Origin of the sequence: Limnospira platensis NIES-39 (genome assembly GCF_026000695.1) — a bacterium.
GTDB classification, from domain to species: domain Bacteria; phylum Cyanobacteriota; class Cyanobacteriia; order Cyanobacteriales; family Microcoleaceae; genus Limnospira; species Limnospira platensis.
This window is the reverse complement of record NZ_AP026945.1, coordinates 5981072-6001712: the sequence shown is the minus strand read 5'-3', so window position 1 is coordinate 6001712 and position 20641 is coordinate 5981072. Positions and strand designations below refer to the sequence as shown.

The following is a 20641-nucleotide window of genomic DNA, read 5'->3' as shown; positions in this document are numbered from 1 at the left end:
TTTACCGTAAATTAATTAGAGATTCATTAAGTCGTTGAGTATTTGCTCTTAACAAGGCAATACTGTCCGCATTTTGACGAGCCACCTGATTAAGACTATTCATCGCTTCGCTGACCTGCTGTAGAGCCAGTAATTGCTGTTCTGCGGTTCTCGCAATAGTTTGATTGTTGAGATAAACCTGATGAAATGCTTGAGATACACCCGCAAAAGAACTCGACATATTGTGAGCAGATTTCACACTTTCACTAACGCTTAATTTGCCTGATTCTGTGACTTTTACCGTAGTGTTAATGGCATTTTGAATATCCAAAACCAGAGTATTAATTTCTGCCGCTGACTGTTTACTGCGATCGGCTAATTTACGGATTTCTAACGCCACCACCCCAAAACCCAACCCCTGTTGTCCCGCGCGCACCGCTTCCACAGAAGCATTTAAGGCTAGTAAATTGGTTTGATAAGCTAGGTTACTAACTGACCGAGCAATATTGTTAATTTGCAGGGATTTCTCACTTAATTCGAGGCTACGATTAGCGATCGCTTCCACTGTTTGACGCAGCAGTTCCATTCTATCTAAAGTTTGTTGAACTGCGTCACTGCCTTTTTCCGACAAACCCAAAGCGCGATGAGCTTCATCAGTGGCAATTTTCGCCTGTTCTGTAGAATTCTGTACTGCCGCATTTAACTCATCAATGGTCGTAGTAGTTTGATTAACTGAAGTCGCCTGAACTCCTAAGCTGCGTTCCTGTTCTTCTAAGGCGCTAGTAATTTCTAAGGAAGAGTTAGAAATTTGCGCCGTTTCTCGGTCAATAGTAGCCGAAATTCCCAAGCCAATACTCAGGACAACTACCGCACAAATGGCTGTACTGCCAAATATTAAAATTGTCAGCCACCTTAACAGGTTAATTTGCCGATTTTGTTGGTTATTAAGTTGCTGTCGCTTGGTCGCTTCAAAACCTCTCACCAATTGTTCTAACTGGTCTGTAATGGCTTGACCTTCCGCTTTTTGTAAGACCTCAGTCACTTTTTCTGGTCTCCCTAATTGCACGTAGGAAATCAAGCGGCGATCGAACTCATTAACCTGATCACCAATAGCAATGATCCGATCTAATGTTTGGCGCTGTTCCGTTTCTTGAATTCTGCTACGCAAATTTTCCGATTGTTCATAAAAGAGGGTATCCCATTCTTCGTACTCCTCCAATTCTCTGGAGTCCCTACCTAAAATATACCCCCTAGCCGCCCGCTGCATTGCTACAATACTAAATGCTAGATTATTAACCTCTTCAATTTCCCCATAAATTTGATCCACATTTTTAACTTGTTGTTGCACCGGCTGAACACCGATAAAATAGACCAAGCCAGCAACTATTAAAAATAGGATTAACGGAATCAGATAACCTTTAAAAATTCTTTGGCGCAGGCTACCTTGTTGGAAAGAAAATAGACTCCAAATGCCTTTCAGCATGACTTAATTACCCCATTAATAAATAGATGAAATGCTTGGGGAGGATTTCCGATGCCTTACTTTCAGTTTCTGAATTACAGCTAACCGTAATTCAATAGATTTTTACCTAACTAGGTTTAGTTGGTTTCAGTAGTAGTGATGCGACTAAAGCCGCCGTCCCTCCTATTAGTCCTAAAATTAACCAAACACCGAGGCGACGACCTTTTTGAAAGGCGATCGCCGCTGCTACCCCTCCAATCAAACAGTGGCCACTCAGCAACAAATAAAGATTGGGGTCAATGGGAAAATCTGACATAGAACTTGTTAATTACAAAGCAACCAGGGGGATTTCGATTAAACTGGTCGCCATTATATAACACCTGTTGATATTTGGTGGATATATCTTAATAAATCTAGGCTGACATAACCACTATTTAAGGCTGTACCGGCGATCGCTTCACAGGAAAGATCCGGTTCCCCCAAATGATTGATTACCAAGGAAGCACCTAAAAAATCTTCGTTTTTTGTATAATTATTTACAGTAATAATCGTCGTTAACCCCATGGCTCGCGCCGCCAGTAACCCCTGTCGGGAATCTTCGATCGCCACACAATCGTTAGCGGTCAACCCCAATTTTTCTAATACATAATTGTAGATATCTGGCGCGGGTTTTTTGTGGGGGACAATATCTCCGGCCGCAATTACTTCAAACCAATGGGGGTTTAAGGTTTCTTCCAAAAGTGCGATCGCATTAGGAAAAGCGCTCGTAGTAGCGATCGCCAATCTCACCCCCTCCCCCAGCGCCTCCGTGATTAATCGCTTCACCCCAGGACGCAGGGGAATATCTCCCGTCGCTAATAACTCCCGATAATGGCGAGTTTTAGCTTCGTGAAGATCCGCAATCCACTCATCCAAATTATTGGGGAATTGACCATCAGGATGGTAGCGTTTGATATAATAATCTATACGCTCCTTACCCCCCGAAACCGTCAATAATTCCCCATATAATTCAATAGACCAATACCAATCTAAACCCGCTTCAGCAAATGTTTGATTAAAGGCTAATCTGTGACCATCCCTTTCCGTTTCAGCCAGGGTCCCATCCACATCAAAAATAATTGCTTTTAGATGACTCATTGGTGCTAAAGTTGCGGTTTGACAATTTTTTGAGGAATTTCTGGACAGCGATCGCTCCCTTTCAGATCATACCCCTGTTGTTTCAGTTCATCCACAAAATGAGTCGGATCAGCCTCTACTTCTGGGCGGTTTTGGGTGTCCGCCGTCGGATTAGCCTGTTGTTGCTTTCGCAGATGTTTTAGTTTAGCTTTTCTGCCCATTTTTAACCGAGTATCTATGTTAACTATGATTGGTCAGTTTTCGAGCCCGTAATTCTTTCGCGATCGCCTTCAAAAAATCTATCCAAATCAATCGCCTCATCCCCTTTATCTTCCCACAGATTCAGCATTGACCCCAATTGTAGCCAAATCAATAAAGCCGTAGGAAAAACCACAATAGCCCCCCCCACAGTAGCCAACCAGTAAATCGGAATAAACACCAGCAAACTCGAAGATACAGCCACAAACACACAAACCGACATAGCTACATAAGCCACCTTAGCATTAGGAGTTTTATAGTTAATCCTATTTTTCCGGTCAGCCTGTCGCCAAACTGCCACCTGATATTCTAACATATCCTTAAAAATTAGACCCAAGATAATCGAGAATATTGTAGACGCAATCACCACAATATAAATGGGCTCAACCACCAAATTTTCCGAGTTCATAGCCTTATTCAAATTCCCCAAATAACAGCCAGACTGTAGTATAATATAAAACGTAACTTTTAGCAATTTAGCTTTTATTCAGGAGCGATCGCCCCTAAAGTTTCCCGTTGTGGTTGAGACACGAAAATATTACCCTGATCATCAATTTCCAAAGGAGTATCAGGAAAATCACTTTTAGTTAAACGTCGCATTAACCCCACAGTCCGCAAAGAATTATCCAGAGACGGAATCCCTTGGCCATCAAGATGAACCGGAATAATTCTACCCTCCACAAAATTACCCATCACATCAAGTTGAGTTTCCAAAACCAGAGAATATCCCAATTCCGCCCGAGTTGATAAAGTGCGATATCCCAAAAAATTACCCAAAGAATAAGCAATCAACTTACCATTATATAATTCCAAAGCCCTCGGCACATGGGGGCCATGCCCTAACACCAAATCCGCCCCAGCATCAATCATTGTGCGTGCAAATAATACCTTATTACCCCGATTTTCCCCATAAAAATATTCCGTTTTATTCTGAATGCGTAAAGCCCTAGTACCTTCCGCCCCCGCGTGTACAGAAACCACCACAATATCCGCATTGTCCGCCGCTTCCTTAATCAAGGCTTGCGACGCTTCCAAATCATTCATATTATTATGATAATTAAAATAACTAAAGCCTATAAATGCCACATTTATACCCCTAACTTCATGATAGACAATCTGACCTTTTTTGCCGACCGCCTTCATTCCCGCTTTTTCAATATTAGCGATCGTATCTTTAAACCCAGCTTCAAAAAAATCAAACGAGTGATTATTAGCCACACTCAAAATATCAAATCCAGCCTCCCTTAAAAGTGCCGCATATTCCGGCGGAGTCCGAAACGCAAACACCATACCACGACCCACATTTTTAGCGCTATTAGGATAGTTAGTTAGGGTACTTTCAAAATTACCAAAGACTATATCAGCATCTTGTAAAGCTGGTTTAACTCCTGCAAATAATACCTGCTTGTTGGGATGTAATTTATTGTAAGGATAATTCGTTCCCGGAATAATATCACCCACCGATTTAATCGTAATCCGCATATCAGGATCAATGGGATTCCGTAGTGATGAAATAGTCAACTCAGATATATTTCGGAGCTGTTCAATAGTCGCCTGAGTCACCGATGGATCAACCTTCGGAGGATTTTCAGCATTAGATCCAAATGAGAAATTAGGTAATTGGGGGAGTTGTTCCAGCACCGCTTGAGAAGCCGTAGCAAAAGTGGGTGGGATAGTTGCCAAAGATGCCGAAACTCTATCCCATTTAGCACCTATAATTAACCCAGACAAAGGCAAAATCGCCAGGGTCATATAACCCACTACCGACAAAGATTTAGGCCGTCTAAATTGAAATCTCGGGGTTTTAGGAGTTGCCGAATTTGCCGAAGTCTGAGAAATTTCAGCGGTAGCCACTTGAGATATTACCGGGGCAGCCGTCGCCACTTTTGTGGTTTTCTTCGGAGTTTTAGGTCTCCCAGAAGTCCTGGGTTTTTCCTGAGTCTTAGGTGCGGGGGAAGTCTTAGTTTTTTGAGGAGGTTTAGGGTCGGCAACGGGAGAATTTTTAGGGATAACCGGCACGTTATTAGTCACCGGAGTTACTACCACAGGTGATGACCTTAGTACCAGAGTCTCAATCCAAGCTGGGTTATCATCATCGCCTAATTGTGCCGCAATAGTAACACACCAGATAGATGGAGGCTGAAGGCGCATTAGTCCCTTGTGAATCACACGGACAGATGCAGCTTGGTCGGGAATTGTCGGGGACTCTAGGGTAATATAGAGATGATCATATTCCAGAGTGAGATGCGCTTGCACCTGTTTAGGTTTCAAGGCTTGGTTGAGTAAAATTGCGATCGCTTTTGGATCTCCCTGATAGGCAGACCTAAGAATTTCTTGCTGACTCACTGACAGATCTCCTGACACCACTTGCTTGTCAAACTCCCCTGCTGAATGGGAACTCTGAGGATATCTTATATCTTAATTGACACTCCCTCGTTAAATCAAAGATTATAACCGGGGATTCTTACTTCACCGACTTTTAACTAGAGCCAACAAAGTTAATTGTTGAACCCCCGCCAGATCGTCTCCACAAGCATTTTTAATCACGGACCATCTATGCTTGAGACATGGGGTAGGGTTGAAGTTTATCTAATTGTGGCGATTTGTGGCGATCGTCACCCTAGCTTTCAACCATCTAATCTGGTTTGAGTATTTCACTGTCTTATGACTCGCGCTTTGGCCTGCTGGTCCGTCCTGAGCAAACCTGATCGACCGTGACAACAATGGCAGTAAAAACATTAAAGCGGTTGGGATATCAACCGCGCACCGGGAAGGCGACGTAAGACGGGTTAAGCCGGCGGTTGCTGTTTTACCGGAGAATCCCCCCTTTTCTAAACAGGGGAGTATGTCAAGATATGGTGGCAAAAAATTGATAGGCGGACGAAATTATGATGAATTTGACTCAGGTTTTAGCAATGGGGCTGATGGTAGTTTTGCCGGGACTAAGCGCCTCGGGAGCGGAAATCCTATCTATTCCTTTACCAATGCAGGTGGCTCAGGAGAACCCAGAGGAGAAGGTGAACCAATTATTGCAACAGGCTATTTTCCTCGGTAAGCAGGGAACATCAGAAGCATTGCGGGAGGCGATCGCTAAATTTGAGGAGGTGATTCCCTTATTAGAGCAGATGGAAGATTCTTTTGCGATCGCTGTCACTATTACGGCTATTGGTGTGGCTTACTGGGAATTAGGAGAAAATCAACCCGCCCTGGATTATTTAAATAAAGCCCTATCAATGTGGGATGTCATCGATTCGCCACAGGAGCAAAGGCTACCTCCGGGGTTTGGTAAAGCTAACACCTTGTACAGTATCGGTCAGGTTTACTTAAGTATGGGGGAAACCACCCCAGCTTTAGACTATTACCAGCAAGCCCTATCTATCTTTGAGGACATAGGGGAACCTTATCGGAAAGTTAATATACTTCAGCAGATCGGTGGAGTTTATGTAGACCAAGGGGAAATCCCCCGTGGTTTGGAGTATTACCAGCAGGCTTTATCAATTTCTCAATCCGTCGGATATCTATCTGGGGAGGCTCAAACCCTCAATAATATCGGTCTAGCCTACTTAGCTTCAGGGGACAGACAACAGGCCCTAGATTATTTTAACCAGGCTTTGTCCCGGTGGCAGGCTATGGGCGATCGCCAAAGAGAAGCCGAGACCCAGGAGAACATCGATAAATCAACAGGCATTGAATAATCCAGTGATCAGATGTATTCGTGAGCTATGGTTAACCAGTAGGTTCAAGATACAATAGTTGCCATCTATCAAAATATACTTACTGATCACAGTTAGCACCAGTCCTGAAGACTGTTTGGAGGAAAACACTTTGGCAGTTCAATATAGCTACGATAGTAGTGAAAATTTGTATCCTCGTCGGGTTCTAGTCACTGGGGGGGCGGGATTCATTGGTTCAAATTTTGTCCACCACTGGTGCAATGCTTACCCAGAAGATCGCATCGTGGTTTTAGATGCCCTCACCTATGCCGGAAACCGCCAGAACCTAGCCCCCTTAGAACACCAGGAACAGTTTAAGTTTGTTGAAGGTAATATTTGCGATCGCACTTTAATTGACAAGTTACTAGAAGAAGAGGCGATCGATACCATTGCCCACTTTGCAGCCGAGTCCCATGTCGATCGCTCAATTCTCGGTCCCGATGCCTTCATTCAAACCAACGTTGTCGGAACCCTAACCCTATTAGAAGCCTTTAGACACTATTGGAACCACCACCAACAGCCCGAGAATTACAGGTTTCTGCACGTCTCCACAGACGAAGTATATGGCAGTCTCGGTCCTGACGATCCCGCCTTTACCGAAACCACCCCCTACGCCCCCAACAGCCCCTATTCTGCCTCAAAAGCTGGTAGCGATCATCTAGTGCGTGCCTACTATCACACCTACAACCTACCCACCATCATCACCAATTGTTCCAATAATTACGGCCCCTATCACTATCCAGAAAAACTTATCCCCCTAATGTGCATTAATATCCTCTTGGGTAAACCCCTGCCCATATATGGAGATGGGCAAAATGTGCGGGACTGGCTATATGTACTAGACCACTGCCGCGCCCTAGATGTAGTCATTCACCGAGGTAAACCCGGAGAAACCTATAACATCGGCGGGAATAACGAAGTAGCCAATATAGACCTGGTGAAGATGCTCTGTAGGTTCATGGACGAACTAGCCTCCCACCACCTACCCGTTAAACCCTCAATGGACCTGATTACCTTTGTTAAAGATAGACCAGGCCACGATCGCCGTTATGCGATCAATTCCAGCAAGCTCAAAACCCAGTTAGGATGGGCTCCCCTAGTCACAGTAGAAGAAGGGTTGCGACAAACCGTCGGCTGGTATCTTACCCATCGCCATTGGTGGGAACCATTACTTTCCCAAGAGTACCAAGCCTACTATCGACAGGTGTACGCCTAAGTCCCACCCTTGTTAACTCCCATCTATCTCAAACAAAAAACAGTTGATCAGTTTTCTGGAGTGGACAGACTCCGGTAAAATAAAACCCGTTGACATTTAACTGTCTGTTTAACCTAAAGAAGAGGAGAACGATTTTGAAAAAGCTGCTGTCAGTTATTTTACTCGGTGTGGCTCTGTTGACCTTTGCACTGCCACGTCCCGCTTTGGCTGGAGATGTTGCCGCTGGCGCTTCTGTTTTTTCTGCTAACTGTGCAGCCTGCCACATGGGCGGACGCAATGTGATTGTTGCTAACAAAACCCTCAGCAAGTCTGATTTGGCTAAATATCTGAAAGGATTTGATGACGATGCAGTGGCTGCAGTGGCTTACCAAGTCACCAATGGTAAAAATGCCATGCCTGGATTTAATGGCCGACTCTCTCCCAAGCAGATCGAAGACGTTGCTGCTTATGTTGTAGACCAAGCTGAAAAAGGCTGGTAAGTCCAGAGGCTTAACCAGAAACCAACAGTTTAGACTACCTTTCCCCTAGGGGTGAGGCTTTCGGGCAAAGGGTCAGGTGTTCAACTCTTGACTTGTAGCCGGAAAGTTTCGCCCCTCTGTTTTCTATTCCCTAGCGGTTCACGAGAAAGTATGTCAAAGTATGTGCAGAGCTTGAATGTTAACAATTGTTCGGTAACTTAATTTTAGTGCAATGTTTGTTCAATCCAAGTTAACCGCACGACAACAACAAATTCTCTGGGCAACTGTTCGCCACTATATCGCGACAGCAGAACCTGTTGGCTCAAAATCCTTAGCCCAAGAGTATAACCTCAATGTCAGCCCCGCTACTATCCGCAATGGTATGGGAGCCTTAGAAAAAGCTGGACTACTCTATCAACCCTATACTTCCGCCGGACGAGTACCTTCTGACTCTGGCTATCGGATTTATGTCGATCGCCTGATGACTCCCTCTGATACCCTCGCTAAGGAAGTCGCTAGACTCCTACGGGAACAGCTAAATTTTGATAGTTGTAGTTTGGAGGCTGTGCTACGAGGTGCAGCCCAAATTCTTTCTACCCTCAGTGGCTATATTTCCCTGATTACTATGCCCCAAACCAAGACCGAAAGGCTCCAACATTTGCAACTGGTGTCTATGGGGTCAGGAAAAGTTATGGTAGTTGTGGTGACTCATACCTATCAAACTCAGTCCATTTTGATGGAAATTGCCCCGGGAGTTGAGGATATCGGCGACGATACCGAAATATTAGAACAGGAATTACAAATTATCTCTAATTTTCTTAATCACCAACTTAGGGGACTCGCTTTAGCTGAATTGTCAACTTTAGACTGGACTGAGATAGACCAAGACTTTCAGCAGTATAGTAATTTTATCGCACAGTTACTCAAGAGTTTAGGCGATCGCCACCAAACTCCAGAATATACTAGGATTCAGGTTAGCGGTGTTTCCGAAGTCCTACGACTGCCCGAATTTTCACAACTTCAGCAAGTCCAAACTATTCTACATCTGCTCGAAGATGAACAGGAACAACTCTGGCCGCTGATTTTTGCTACCCCAGAATCCTCGCAACAGGTAAATATCCGCATTGGTTCGGAAAACCCCCTCGAACCCATCCGCAGTTGCACCCTCATCTCAGCTCAATATTACCAAAATTCCCAGCCTATTGGTAGTGTCGGTATATTGGGACCTACTCGCATGGTCTACGAAAATGCGATCGCTCTTGTCGAAGCGACCGCTAATTACTTATCCGAAGCCCTTAGTTAAAACTCCTGTGCCGCTACATCTACCACTGATGTTTTAACATCAGTTGCTTCCCCAACTTCTGAGGTACTGTCATCAGCCTTGCGTTTCTTGATTTTTTCCCGAACTAAAGCCGAAACTTCTGTCACCAGCATCGTGGCAATGATACCATCATCTATCCATCCGATCACAGGAATAAAATCCGGGGCAATATCAATGGGCGATATCAGATAAATCAGCGTCCCACCAATTAGCAACCAGCGATATTTCGCATGGCGGAGCGTTTGGCGATACCATAGATAAAAGGACTGCACAATATTTTTCATGCCTCAGACACACAATTAACTCATCTGTTTATGATTCTAGCTTGACAAATTATCCCGCCCCATAACAGTGTAGATTTGCCACCGTTAATGTAGGGGAGTTACCACCATCGAATTTCGGGAATCTTGGTGAATTCCGGTGAGCCCTAATATCTAGGGGACGAGCCGGGGACTTTGGCCACAGGCTATAGGTGTGAATTGTTTATTTTTATTGCTTATGATTGCAAAAAGTTATTTTTTGTTAACTCTTCTTTACTAAATACACGGATAGATTTTACAATACCAGCACCTGTGGTGAAATTTTTAAGTCCCGGCATCCCTAAAAATAGGGCTGTAATTCGGGAACATGAAACGCTAGAATGAAGATGAGCGACTAAGTTGCCCGGGCAATTTGAGCATGAGGCAGCGGGTTAGTTCCATTTGATAAACAAGGTATTTAACTATGGTGGTTAACTCTTCTGGTTCAAATAGGAGGAACACAAGTAGACGAACCCGTAGCAATACAAGAAAGGATACAGATAATCAGCCTCAAAATCAAGTGACTCCAGCCGATGAAGTTGAAACTCAAGTGGCTGACGCTGACAATGTACCTGAATCAGATACTCTCAAGGAGAAATTAGACGTGGCTAGTAAATCAAGTTCGACAGAAGGTAATTCAGCACCAACTCAAATTCAAGTATCCCCAGAACCCTCGGCGATCGTTAATCATCGTCCGGTGGGACACAACCAATTTGAAATAGCGGGAATGTTAACCGCCAAACGCCCTATTGGGAAGGCTGTTCATGCAGCTTCAGTAACTTTTATTCAATCGGAAAATCCTACTGGTTCTATGGCTAACCGTCCGGTTTCAGCCACTCAATTACAAATTTCTTCGATGGTGATGAACCGTCCCATTGCTTCTAATGACATTGATGATCCTGATCTATTGATGGGATATTTAGACTAAATCAATTGTTGGTTGCAAGTTTCAACTCTCAACTGATTGATGACTCCGAACCCACCTAACAGTAGTCGGGTGGGTATCTTGTGAAAATTATTGACTAGCCCTAAAATCATCGGGGCTACGATATGCGATCGCCTAAAATCCCCCCATAAATTGATTGTTAAATCCGTTGTCTAACACCCACGAATAGTAGCACAGACTATCTGTAATAATCTAAATACCCCCATATAAATGAGGATAAAAAACCGTGAAAATATTAGTAACTGGTGCGGCGGGATTTATTGGATTTCATCTGTGTCAACATTTATTGAAAAGGGGGGATACAGTCATTGGCATTGATAATCTCAATGATTATTATGCAGTATCTTTAAAAGAAGACCGGATAGCCCAACTGAAACCCTTAGAAAAATTTACGTTTTATAAACTAGATTTATGCGATAAAGTCGGCATCAAAAAACTGTTTTCCGAACACCAATTTGAGGCAGTAGCCCACCTCGCCGCCCAAGCCGGAGTCCGTTACTCTCTGAAAAATCCCTACGCTTATATTGATAGTAATTTAGTGGGGTTTATCAATGTTTTAGAAGGCTGTCGTCATCATCAAATCCCACACTTGGTTTTTGCTTCTTCTAGTTCGGTTTATGGTTCCAATAAAACTGTACCTTTTTCGGTAGGGGATTATGTAGATTATCCAGTTAGTCTGTATGCGGCGACAAAGAAAGCTAATGAATTGATGGCTCATAGCTACAGTCACCTGTATCATATTCCCACGACGGGATTAAGATTTTTTACGGTTTATGGTCCTTGGTATCGTCCTGATATGGCGATGTTTATTTTTACGAAAGCTATCTTAGCCGACCAACCGATTCCGGTATTTAACTATGGTAATATGGAGCGAGATTTTACCTATGTTGATGATGTGGTGGAAGGAGTAATTCGGGTAATTGATAAAATCCCACAACCGGGAAGCAATCAAGCGGAAATTGAAGGAGTGAAAACCACTGCCCCTTATCAGATTTATAACATCGGTAATAATAAACCGGTAAATTTATTGTACTTGATTGAAGTCCTGGAAAATGTCTTAGGGAAAAAAGCCCAGAAAAATATGCTTCCCATGCAGCCGGGAGATGTGCCGATTACCTATGCTAATGTAGATTCATTGATAGCAGATGTAGGATTTAAACCAAGTACACCCATAGAGGTGGGAGTAGAAAAATTTGTGGCTTGGTATAAATCCTATTATGGTGTTTAACCGGATGGGAGACAGGACTCGCCGTCACAGATATGGGGACGATATTATGATCGCATCTAGCAATCACCTCCGCCCCCCCAAGGCTCAATTATCCATGCTGCCGGGAAAGCGCCCTACTCGGTCAGGAAAAATCCGCCGGAGCATTTTCGGGTAAAATCTGGCGATCGCGTAAAGTTTGAACACGGGTAAACTGGGAGAGGAAATATTGAGTTACCAAAGTAGGTTGTTCCGCCTGCATCAAAGATCGAACCACAGCCACCCTAGTCGCCCCAGCCATCAAAACATCATCAAAATTGTTCATATTAATGCCGCCGATCGCAAACCAGGGAACCGAAGCATGACGAGTCGCATGGCGCACATATTCCAAACCCGCCGCCTGCTTATCAGGCTTAGTGGGAGTAGCATAAACCGGACCGACCCCAATATAATCGGCACCCTCAGCGATCGCCAATTTCATCTCTTCGGGATTAGTAGTTGATTTACCGACAATTTTTTGAGGACCCAAAAGCTGTTTAGCCACAGCAATAGGTAAATCCTGCTGTCCCAAATGTACCCCATCAGCATTAACAGCGATCGCAATATCAACCCGGTCATTAACCAAAAACAGGGCATTATAACGGTGGCAAAGCTGACAAAGCTGGCGGGCATTTTTCCAACGCTGATGATCATCAGTATCCTTATCGCGATACTGAACCACCTTTAATCCCCCTTGTAAAGCCGCCTCCACCACCGACATCAACCTTTCCGAGGGAGAAGTCACCAAATACAAATTCGCCCTTTGTAGCGTCTGATGTCGTCCGTAGGCGAGTAAATTACTTTCCAGCGTATAGACCCGGTAGCGCATCTGCTTAACCGCCGCCCCCATATTGGGATGGTAAACCTTACCATATTCCTCCAGGACTCGCAAAGCCTCCTCTACCCGGCAAAAATTGACCTGTATCACCTGTTCCAGGCTTTCTCGGTTTTCCTCCGAGGGATGACTCAACTGAGTACCCACATCCGTGGTAGTATCCCGGGACATCCGCAACTCATTACTGTGCCACTGTGCCAGTTGCTGTCGCAAATTCTTGCACTCCGCAGCCATTTCCGAATTATCCAAGCCAAACCTAAACCATTCCTCAATAGTTCGGATACCCTCCCGCGCCCGGTCTAAGTTGGCATCTAAAATCCGATAAAGTGCTGGTTGTCCCAGTTTAGTCTTATGATTCAAATCGCCCATCGAAATCTCCTCACCAACTCCATCAAGCCAAATAATCAAGCCCAATCATGATCAACCACGGCGCAGGTTAATATATCAGATTTTCTTTAGCCGTGGGCGGAACCACCATTACGAAAATTAATCATATAAAAAAACCAGGTGTTGCCATAATAGGGGATACTGGACCAAAATAGATTAATTTTCCCAATTAATATTACAGTTTGTCGGAGTTTTGCCGTGAGTTCTAAATCCCCCCGCAACTGTCAATATCCTAAAAAGCAAACCTCAGCCGAGGCTTTGTTATTGACAGACACCCAGCCCAACAGTTCCCTGAACTCACCCTCGTCAGCCGATGATGGGAACTTAACTGGCAGCGATCTGAAGCTGCTACCCCGCCCTCTCTTCCCCCTAGGTTCACCTAGGCCTAAAACAGCTTGGTTATCTCTAAAGCTGATTTTAATGATTATAGTCTCCAGTGTGGGATTAGTGGGAATCGCATCAGCCGCATTCGCTACCCCCTGTAGAGACGGGTGCACAGAGCAACTATCGGAGACACCAGCCAACTATATACACCCGCCCCTACTACTGGCTCAAACACCTACAGCCACTCCCAATTCAGTCAATGTAATTTATGTGAGTTCATCTACGGGAAATGACTCTAATAATGGTAGCGAGGCTTCACCGTTGAGAACCATCACCCAAGCCTTGAGAGTCGCCCCACCGAATACGGCTATTATATTGGCACCAGGAACCTATAGCGCCGAGACGGGAGAAGCGTTCCCCTTAATACTTAAACCTAATATTACCATTCAGGGTAATACCGAGAATAAGGGTCAGGATGTGGTTATTTATGGCGGGGGAGTGTTTAGCAGTCGGGTTTTTGCTAACCAGAATGTAGCTATTGTGGGAGCGAATGCAGCCCGGTTAAGTGGGGTAACTGTGACTAATCCTCACTCGCGCGGTTATGGTTTATGGATTGAATCTAGCTCGATGGTTGTATCTAATAATACCTTTACGGGCAATATTCATGATGGTATTTCTGTGGTGGGAACCAGTGCGCCTTTAGTTCAACAAAACAGTTTTGCTAATAATGGAGCCAATGGCATTACTGTCTATGGTTCATCTAAGCCGGAAATCCGTGATAATGATTTTGAAAATACTGGTTTTGGTATTAATATCGCCCAACAGTCAGAGCCGTTTGTCGTGGGTAATCGAATTGCCTATAATCGTGATGGCATAGTGATTCAAGCGAGCGCTCGTCCGGTACTACGCAATAACTATATCGAACAAAATGAGCGTGATGGTATTGTGGTTATTGCTCAATCTTTGCCGGATTTGGGAACGCCAACGGAACCGGGAGAGAATGTGATCCGCAATAATGGCCGCTATGATGTGAATAATGGTACTAAGGGTTTAACGATTCTTGCCTACGGTAATGAGTTGGCTATGACTAAAAATGCTGGCTCTGTAGAGTTGGCGGGTAGTTACCAGAGTGGGGCTGGGCCTTCTGCGATCGCTAATCGCATGATGGGAAGTTCTACTCAGGAGGGTGGTCAAAATACTTCTTCGTCAATTTCCCCCATTAATCAAGCGGCTTCGTTACCCATTTATCTACCTGAGTCTAATGTGACTCCACTTTCAAACACGGCACCGCCTCCGATTCCTGTGGATGACTCGGAGGCGATTGTGATTCCGGTACCGCCGCCAGAACGTCCTCAGCCGGCGATATCTGCCCCTGTAGGGTCTGGTTCCCCACCTCCACCAGAACCACCTCAGTCGGCGGCGGAAAACTCGTCTACGGGCTCGCTGTTGCTGTCTCTGATGAGACGGGCTGTGACCAGTGCCTCTAATCCTGAAGAAAACTCCCAAACAGTTTATATTCCGGTGCCAGCACCCCAAAGACAATCTACGATTACATCCCCACCACCAGCACCCTCGTCTGATATTCTCCGGGTTCCTGGTGGTAATATTCCTATTGGTACTGGGGGAGGACAACTACCAAGCCAAGTAACGGCAGGTCTTGCGCCTGCAACTACGGCGGGTATATTGGGGTTGCGATATAGAGTGGTGGTGAGTGATACTAGCAGTCAAGTTCGGCAAAGAGTGCGATCGCTTGTTCCCCAAGCCTTTACGACGGTGATTAATGGGCGATCGCTTATCCAAGCTGGAGCCTTCCGCAGCCAACACGAGGCGAATAGGTTATTACAACAATTGCGCCAACGGGGTGTTACTGCGACTATCGAACCGTTTAATTAACACGGATCGCCGGAATTCCCCACCGTCTTTTACTGTGGGGATGGATAGGTGATCACACGGGAGTTTGGTGGCTCTGTCTCTTTAGGGTGGAGGTGCGGCCAACTAATTCAATGGCTCCCACCTCAAGAAGTAGGCGGGGGCTATTGAAAATTTCACTTTTCACTGGTGGCAATATTCTTTAACGGCGGAATCAACTGTAGGGATAAACCCTCGCGGGCGATTAAACTATTAGGAAAGGCATCAGCCACGTTTTCACCTATTTTATCCATGAAATCATCGTTGTGTAGTGGGTCATGGTGAAAAATCACCAATTTTTTAACTCCCGCAGCCTGAGCGACCTTCACCGCTTCCTGCCAGGTAGAATGTCCCCAACCTACCTTACTAGACTTAGGCGAGTAATACTCCTCATCGGTATAGGTGGCATCATAAATCAGTACATTAGCATTGCGGGCTAACTTGAGTACATTTTCATCAAGACGATATGGAAAATGCTCCGTATCGGTGACATAGGCGGTGGTGTAGCCTTTCCAACTGACGCGATATCCCACGGCTTCCCCCGGATGATTGAGTAAAGCCGTTTCAATGACTAGATCATCTTCGAGGTAAATTGACTCGCCTATAGTGAGATCAATAAAGTTAAGTTTAGCTCCCATTACCTGTAAAGGAACTGGGAAGTTAGGGTGAAGCATCTGGTCGTTGAGGCGCTGCTCAATTGTGGAACCATTAGGTGCGATCGCTCCATAAATGTTAAACGTATTGATGGGAACAAAGGCCGGAGCAAAAAAGGGGAACCCTTGGATATGGTCCCAGTGGGAATGGGTAAAGAACATATGAGCGGTTACTGGCATTTCTGCTAATAATGCTTGTCCCAGGACCCGTAAGCCTGTCCCACCGTCAAAAATCAATCGTTGCGACCCCACCCGCATCTCAACACAGGGGGTGTTCCCACCATATCGAACTGTTGTCGTTCCCGGACAGGAAATACTTCCTCGAACGCCCCAAAAGTGAACCGTAAATTGGTGTTTTGTGCTGGACATGGGTTTTTTTGGAAGATTCAGCTAGGCGGTTTATGGCTTCTTTTGACTCAGCCTTGGTTGTTTAATCCGATTTTTATGGCTAAGTTATCAAACCAAGCCAAGTACGCCAGGTCAGGAATTGCTAATGGTTTCCCACCCAACTGCCATCATCTTAGCAAAATTTGTAGCACCTTTTGCGATAGTTGCTCAGATTCCCCATAGTGCGATCGCCCCATATACCCAAAACCAGTTAAAATTGAACCTTGAGGTGATTCACAATTAACTGTGCATCAAAAGTGTAGAAGGTAATTTTAGATATATTCTCCGCCGTTACGGTTAATTCGGCGTTCGGTAATACAGACCCAATCGAATCACTAGGTTTATTAACCTTCATCTCATCTGTAGCCAGCAATTGGCCATTTTTATCAAAGGCTGACATCACCGTATGTCGAGAACTTGTCACCCTAGCCCAAACTTGACGCACCCCGTCAGAAAATGTCACTTCTAGTGTGCCGCCCTTGGGTGCGCCCATGAGAACTGTTACCCCAGGTTCAATGCCAAATCGCGGATTAGAGGGTTGAAGGGCGATCGCATTATGAAATTTAATACCCCAATGCTGGAATTGCTCCTCTACTTTCTCAAATCCCTGTAATTTTTCCAACGCTAACCGAATGCGAGTCGAGGGCGATAACTGTGGCAATTTTTCATGGTCAGCATAGGCTGCTGAAGATTTAGCCATGTTCCTAGAACCCGGTGAATCTGTACCCACGGGATGAACTACCAGTTCCGATGTTTTTTCTCCCCGCTTGCTAGGGTCTAATTTTCCGATGTGATTCTGCATTGGAGTCACTTCCTGAACCACCATTAGGCTAAAATCCTCTACCATAGAAATGCTCATGACTAAATTCCTCGACAGCATTGAAATTCAGGGTTTTGTTACTGCTATAGCTGACAACCGGGGACTGTTCTATCTGTCTTGGTTAGATGCTCAATAAATACCCTTCCCCTTGTGGTTTCGGGATCTACAAGCCTCCATCAGGAGATTTTGGAAAAAAGATCATGGCATCTGGCCAATTGATCACCCGGTCACTGGACAGTTAAAGACAGTCAACTGAGGGCTAATAGCCGTGAGGGGTATTACCCCTCACCATATTATAACAGTCAAAAGTCACCCTGGGAGCAGCTAAAGTGCCAACCCACCCAGTATCTGGATTTAATCCACTGTTACATAGCGAGCCAATAATAAACCAAAATCCGTCTGATTAAGCGGTTAATAGCCACTAAAAACACCAGAAAACTCAAAAGAGGTTAAAATATGTTTTATCCCATTGGATTTACCCAAGATTCGATAGTTACATCTCTAGGCAGAATGGTGTATTATACGGCGACAAAAAGCCCCTGGCAAACCCCAGAAGAAAATGAATCAGAAAAAAAGCCGTCTTTATTGTTTTTGCATGGTTTTGGGGGTGGTTCTTCTGCTTATGAATGGTCTAAAGTCTATCCAGGCTTTGCAGCAGATTATAAAATTCTAGCCCCAGATCTGATAGGTTGGGGACGTTCCGAACACCCAGCGCGTGATTATACCCCAGAGGATTATATAACTACGATCGCCGAATTTATAGAAGCCACCTGCTCGGAACCGATTATCGCGATCGCCTCCTCAGTAACCGCCGCCCTCACCGTGCGAGTGGCGATCGAAAAACCGGAATTATTCAAAGGGCTAATTCTCACAACCCCCTCCGGCTTATCGGACTTTGGGCAAAATTATATTAACAGTTTATTTGCTCAAATTGTCAAAACCCCAATTTTAGACCAAATTCTGTACGCCACCGCCGTCGCCAACCCCATCGGAATCCGCAGTTTTTTAGAGCAGCGTCAATTTGCCCGTTCCTCTCGAATTTATAACGAAATCGTCGAAGCCTATCTTGAATCCGCCCTACAGCCTAACGCCGAATATGCAGCCTTATCATTTGTGCGAGGGGATTTATGCTTTGATTTAGCCTTATATATACCCCAATTAACCACTCCCACCGCCATGATTTGGGGAGAAAAAAGCCAATTTACCAGTCCAGAGATGGGAGAAAGATTAGCCAATCTAAATCGGGAGGCGGTGCGAATTTTCCAAAAACTCGAGGACGTAGGACTAACCCCCCAGTTAGAATTACCCGGCGTAACCATTGGCGTAATTAGGAGTTTGCTCAAAGCCCTAGAACTCGCATAAGCTAAAAAATGAGGTAACAGGTGCCAGAACTTGCTATGTCCAATTCCGAGTACATCAACAATTTAAAGTGGCAGCCAGAAGCCACAGCCAAACTCAAGAATATTCCCTACTTCGTCCGAGGTCAAGCCAGACAAAGGATTGAACAACTAGCCAGGGAAGCCGACCAGGAAGAGGTTACAGTGGAATTAGTAGAACAAGCACGCCTTGAGTTTGGTCAGTAGTAAAACCGCTGGTAGTATTTGCTCAAAATGACCCCACTAGCCTTTAAACTAGGGGTTGGCTTTTGATTGTATTTTGAGGTTTATTGGTCCAAAAGTGAGAAAAATCATTATTGCCGGAAACTGGAAAATGTATAAAACCCAAGCAGAAGCCCAGGAGTTTCTGAAAGGGTTTGTAATGGAATTGGAGGACACCCCAGAAGAGCGGGAAGTAGTTTTGTGTGTCCCCTTCACTGATTTGGGTGTGATGTCCAAGAGTTTGCATGGTTCACGGGTACGCCTAGGGGCGCAAAATGTCCACTGGGAAGATTCCGGGGCTTATACTGGGGAAATCTCACCCCTGATGCTAGTAGAAATTGGTGTGCGGTTTGTGGTCATAGGTCACAGTGAACGTCGCCAATATTTTGGCGAAACCAACGAAACAGTTAACCTGCGCCTGAAAGCGGCTCAAAACCACGGTCTAACTCCGATTTTGTGCGTGGGAGAAACTAAGGAACAGCGGGACGCAGGAGAGACGGAATCTCATATTTTCTCGCAATTAGAAGAGGGCCTGGTAGGTGTCGATCAGAATAACTTGGTCATCGCATACGAACCGATTTGGGCGATTGGAACCGGGGATACCTGCGAATCTGAGGAGGCTAATCGGGTAATTGGTCTCATCCGTGGCAAATTGAGTAATCCTAACGTGACGATTCAATATGGCGGTTCTGTGAAGCCGGATAATATTGATGAAATTATGGCACAGTCAGAAATTGACGGTGCTTTGGTCGGCGGGGCTAGTTTGCAGGCGGATAGTTTTAGCCGCATTGTCAATTATCGTTGACAGGTTGGCGATGATTAAACCAATCACTATTCGGGGTCATTCCTTTGATTGGGGAAGCCGTACTTATTTGATGGGGATTTTGAATGTAACGCCGGATAGCTTTAGCGATGGCGGGGTGTTCAATTCCCTAGATGCTGCCCTGGTCCGGGCGGGTGATATGGTTCGGGCGGGGGCGGATATTATTGATGTGGGAGGGGTGTCTACTCGTCCTGGGGCTGAGGTGGTTTCTCTGGAAAGGGAACTTGAACGGGTGCTTCCGGTGGTGTCGGGTTTGCGACAACTGGGGGATATGGTGATATCTGTGGATACGACCCGGGCGGCAGTTGCTGAAGCGGCAGTAGGTTGTGGGGCGGATATTATTAATGATATCTCTGGGGGAATCTATGACCCGGATATGCTATCAGTGGTGGCTGATTTGGGGGTTCCAGTGGTGTTAATGCACCTACGGGGTACTCCCCAAACTATGCAAACTCTGACGGATTATGGGGATTTGATGGGGGAAATTAAAGGGTTTTTGGCGGAACGTCTGGCGGCGGGAATGGCGGCGGGAATTCCAGCAGAGTACATGATTGTTGACCCTGGAATTGGTTTTGCGAAAACATTAGAGCAAAATTTGCAGATTCTGCGAGAATTACCCCTATTGAAGGATCTCGATTGTCCGCTATTGGTGGGACCGTCCCGTAAGAGTTTTATTGGTAAGATTCTTGAGAAGCCTGATCCTCAAGGGCGTGTCTGGGGGACGGCAGCGGCTTGTGTGGCGGCGATCGCTCATTCTGCTGATATTCTCAGAATACATGATGTGCCACCTATGGTAGATGTGGCGCGGGTCGCAGATGCGATTTATCGTCAAGCCTAAAATTGGGAAGGTGCGATCGCACCATTTGATGGTTTCGGGTTTCCTGGGCGCGCCCCG

General features: G+C 45.3%; 21 protein-coding genes. 11 read left to right on the top strand and 10 right to left on the bottom strand.

Features of this window, described 5'->3' with window-relative positions:
* Position 1 precedes the first annotated feature (1 nt).
* The 6 genes from N39L_RS29345 to N39L_RS29320 form a co-directional block, all read right to left on the bottom strand.
* Positions 2–1462, bottom strand: coding sequence for a methyl-accepting chemotaxis protein (locus N39L_RS29345; protein ID WP_014277149.1), 1461 nt, complete (start codon positions 1460–1462; stop codon positions 2–4).
* Positions 1463–1568: 106 nt separating this feature from the next.
* Positions 1569–1757, bottom strand: a complete 189-nt coding sequence (locus tag N39L_RS29340; RefSeq protein ID WP_006619610.1) for a hypothetical protein — start codon at positions 1755–1757, stop codon at positions 1569–1571.
* 53 nt (positions 1758–1810) lie between these two features.
* Positions 1811–2578, bottom strand: coding sequence for an HAD family hydrolase (locus tag N39L_RS29335; protein WP_006619611.1), 768 nt, complete (start codon positions 2576–2578; stop codon positions 1811–1813).
* A 5-nt stretch (positions 2579–2583) separates the two neighbouring features.
* Positions 2584–2778, bottom strand: coding sequence for a hypothetical protein (locus tag N39L_RS29330; protein WP_006619612.1), 195 nt, complete (start codon positions 2776–2778; stop codon positions 2584–2586).
* Positions 2779–2801: 23 nt separating this feature from the next.
* Entirely contained in the window at positions 2802–3224 is a 423-nt protein-coding gene (locus tag N39L_RS29325; protein ID WP_006619613.1) for a hypothetical protein, read from the bottom strand.
* Positions 3225–3298: 74 nt separating this feature from the next.
* Complete coding sequence (locus N39L_RS29320) at positions 3299–5161, bottom strand: CapA family protein (protein WP_014277147.1); 1863 nt, start codon at positions 5159–5161, stop codon at positions 3299–3301.
* A 542-nt stretch (positions 5162–5703) separates the two neighbouring features.
* On the opposite strand from N39L_RS29320, the gene N39L_RS29315 reads away from it, so the two are divergent.
* The 4 genes from N39L_RS29315 to hrcA all read left to right on the top strand — a co-directional run bounded on the left by N39L_RS29315 (position 5704) and on the right by hrcA (position 9505).
* Positions 5704–6510, top strand: coding sequence for a tetratricopeptide repeat protein (locus N39L_RS29315; RefSeq protein WP_014277146.1), 807 nt, complete (start codon positions 5704–5706; stop codon positions 6508–6510).
* 130 nt (positions 6511–6640) lie between these two features.
* Positions 6641–7744, top strand: a complete 1104-nt coding sequence (gene rfbB / locus N39L_RS29310; RefSeq protein ID WP_014277145.1) for a dTDP-glucose 4,6-dehydratase — start codon at positions 6641–6643, stop codon at positions 7742–7744.
* A 134-nt stretch (positions 7745–7878) separates the two neighbouring features.
* The gene (gene petJ, locus N39L_RS29305) at positions 7879–8223 is read left to right on the top strand and encodes a cytochrome c6 PetJ (protein WP_006619617.1); all 345 of its coding nucleotides are present in this window, start codon (positions 7879–7881) and stop codon (positions 8221–8223) included.
* Between the two features lie 211 nt (positions 8224–8434).
* A complete protein-coding gene (gene hrcA, locus N39L_RS29300; protein WP_006619618.1) occupies positions 8435–9505 on the top strand; it encodes a heat-inducible transcriptional repressor HrcA in 1071 nt (356 codons plus the stop codon).
* Here hrcA and N39L_RS29295 read toward each other — a convergent pair.
* A complete protein-coding gene (locus N39L_RS29295; RefSeq protein ID WP_006619619.1) occupies positions 9502–9807 on the bottom strand; it encodes a YkvA family protein in 306 nt (101 codons plus the stop codon). The genes hrcA and N39L_RS29295 overlap by 4 nt on opposite strands.
* 439 nt (positions 9808–10246) lie before the next feature.
* Here N39L_RS29295 and N39L_RS29290 point away from each other — a divergent pair, with 439 nt between their 5' ends.
* Both N39L_RS29290 and N39L_RS29285 read left to right on the top strand, forming a co-directional pair.
* Complete coding sequence (locus N39L_RS29290; RefSeq protein WP_081471255.1) at positions 10247–10750, top strand: hypothetical protein; 504 nt, start codon at positions 10247–10249, stop codon at positions 10748–10750.
* A 244-nt stretch (positions 10751–10994) separates the two neighbouring features.
* Complete coding sequence (locus N39L_RS29285; protein ID WP_006619621.1) at positions 10995–11996, top strand: NAD-dependent epimerase; 1002 nt, start codon at positions 10995–10997, stop codon at positions 11994–11996.
* 121 nt (positions 11997–12117) lie between these two features.
* Here the strand turns inward: N39L_RS29285 and N39L_RS29280 are convergent, their stop codons facing one another.
* On the bottom strand, positions 12118–13215 hold the full coding sequence (locus tag N39L_RS29280) for a thiamine phosphate synthase (RefSeq protein WP_006619622.1): 1098 nt from the start codon (positions 13213–13215) through the stop codon (positions 12118–12120).
* Positions 13216–13431: 216 nt separating this feature from the next.
* Here N39L_RS29280 and N39L_RS29275 point away from each other — a divergent pair, with 216 nt between their 5' ends.
* Positions 13432–15450, top strand: coding sequence for a DUF1565 domain-containing protein (locus N39L_RS29275; RefSeq protein WP_006619623.1), 2019 nt, complete (start codon positions 13432–13434; stop codon positions 15448–15450).
* 152 nt (positions 15451–15602) lie between these two features.
* Here N39L_RS29275 and N39L_RS29270 read toward each other — a convergent pair whose 3' ends face one another.
* Together N39L_RS29270 and N39L_RS29265 are read right to left on the bottom strand one after the other, a co-directional pair.
* On the bottom strand, positions 15603–16487 hold the full coding sequence (locus tag N39L_RS29270; RefSeq protein ID WP_014277141.1) for an MBL fold metallo-hydrolase: 885 nt from the start codon (positions 16485–16487) through the stop codon (positions 15603–15605).
* Positions 16488–16716: 229 nt separating this feature from the next.
* Positions 16717–17364: a hypothetical protein gene (locus N39L_RS29265; protein WP_006619625.1), complete on the bottom strand. Its 648-nt coding sequence runs from the start codon at positions 17362–17364 to the stop codon at positions 16717–16719.
* Between the two features lie 417 nt (positions 17365–17781).
* Between N39L_RS29265 and N39L_RS29260 the strand changes: the two genes are divergently transcribed.
* The 4 genes from N39L_RS29260 to folP all read left to right on the top strand — a co-directional run bounded on the left by N39L_RS29260 (position 17782) and on the right by folP (position 20584).
* Positions 17782–18687, top strand: a complete 906-nt coding sequence (locus N39L_RS29260; protein WP_006619626.1) for an alpha/beta fold hydrolase — start codon at positions 17782–17784, stop codon at positions 18685–18687.
* A gap of 35 nt (positions 18688–18722) precedes the next feature.
* Entirely contained in the window at positions 18723–18908 is a 186-nt protein-coding gene (locus N39L_RS29255; protein WP_006619627.1) for a PCP reductase family protein, read from the top strand.
* A 94-nt stretch (positions 18909–19002) separates the two neighbouring features.
* Positions 19003–19728, top strand: coding sequence for a triose-phosphate isomerase (tpiA, locus tag N39L_RS29250; RefSeq protein ID WP_006619628.1), 726 nt, complete (start codon positions 19003–19005; stop codon positions 19726–19728).
* A gap of 10 nt (positions 19729–19738) precedes the next feature.
* A complete protein-coding gene (gene folP, locus N39L_RS29245) occupies positions 19739–20584 on the top strand; it encodes a dihydropteroate synthase (protein ID WP_006619629.1) in 846 nt (281 codons plus the stop codon).
* Positions 20585–20641: the final 57 nt, after the last annotated feature.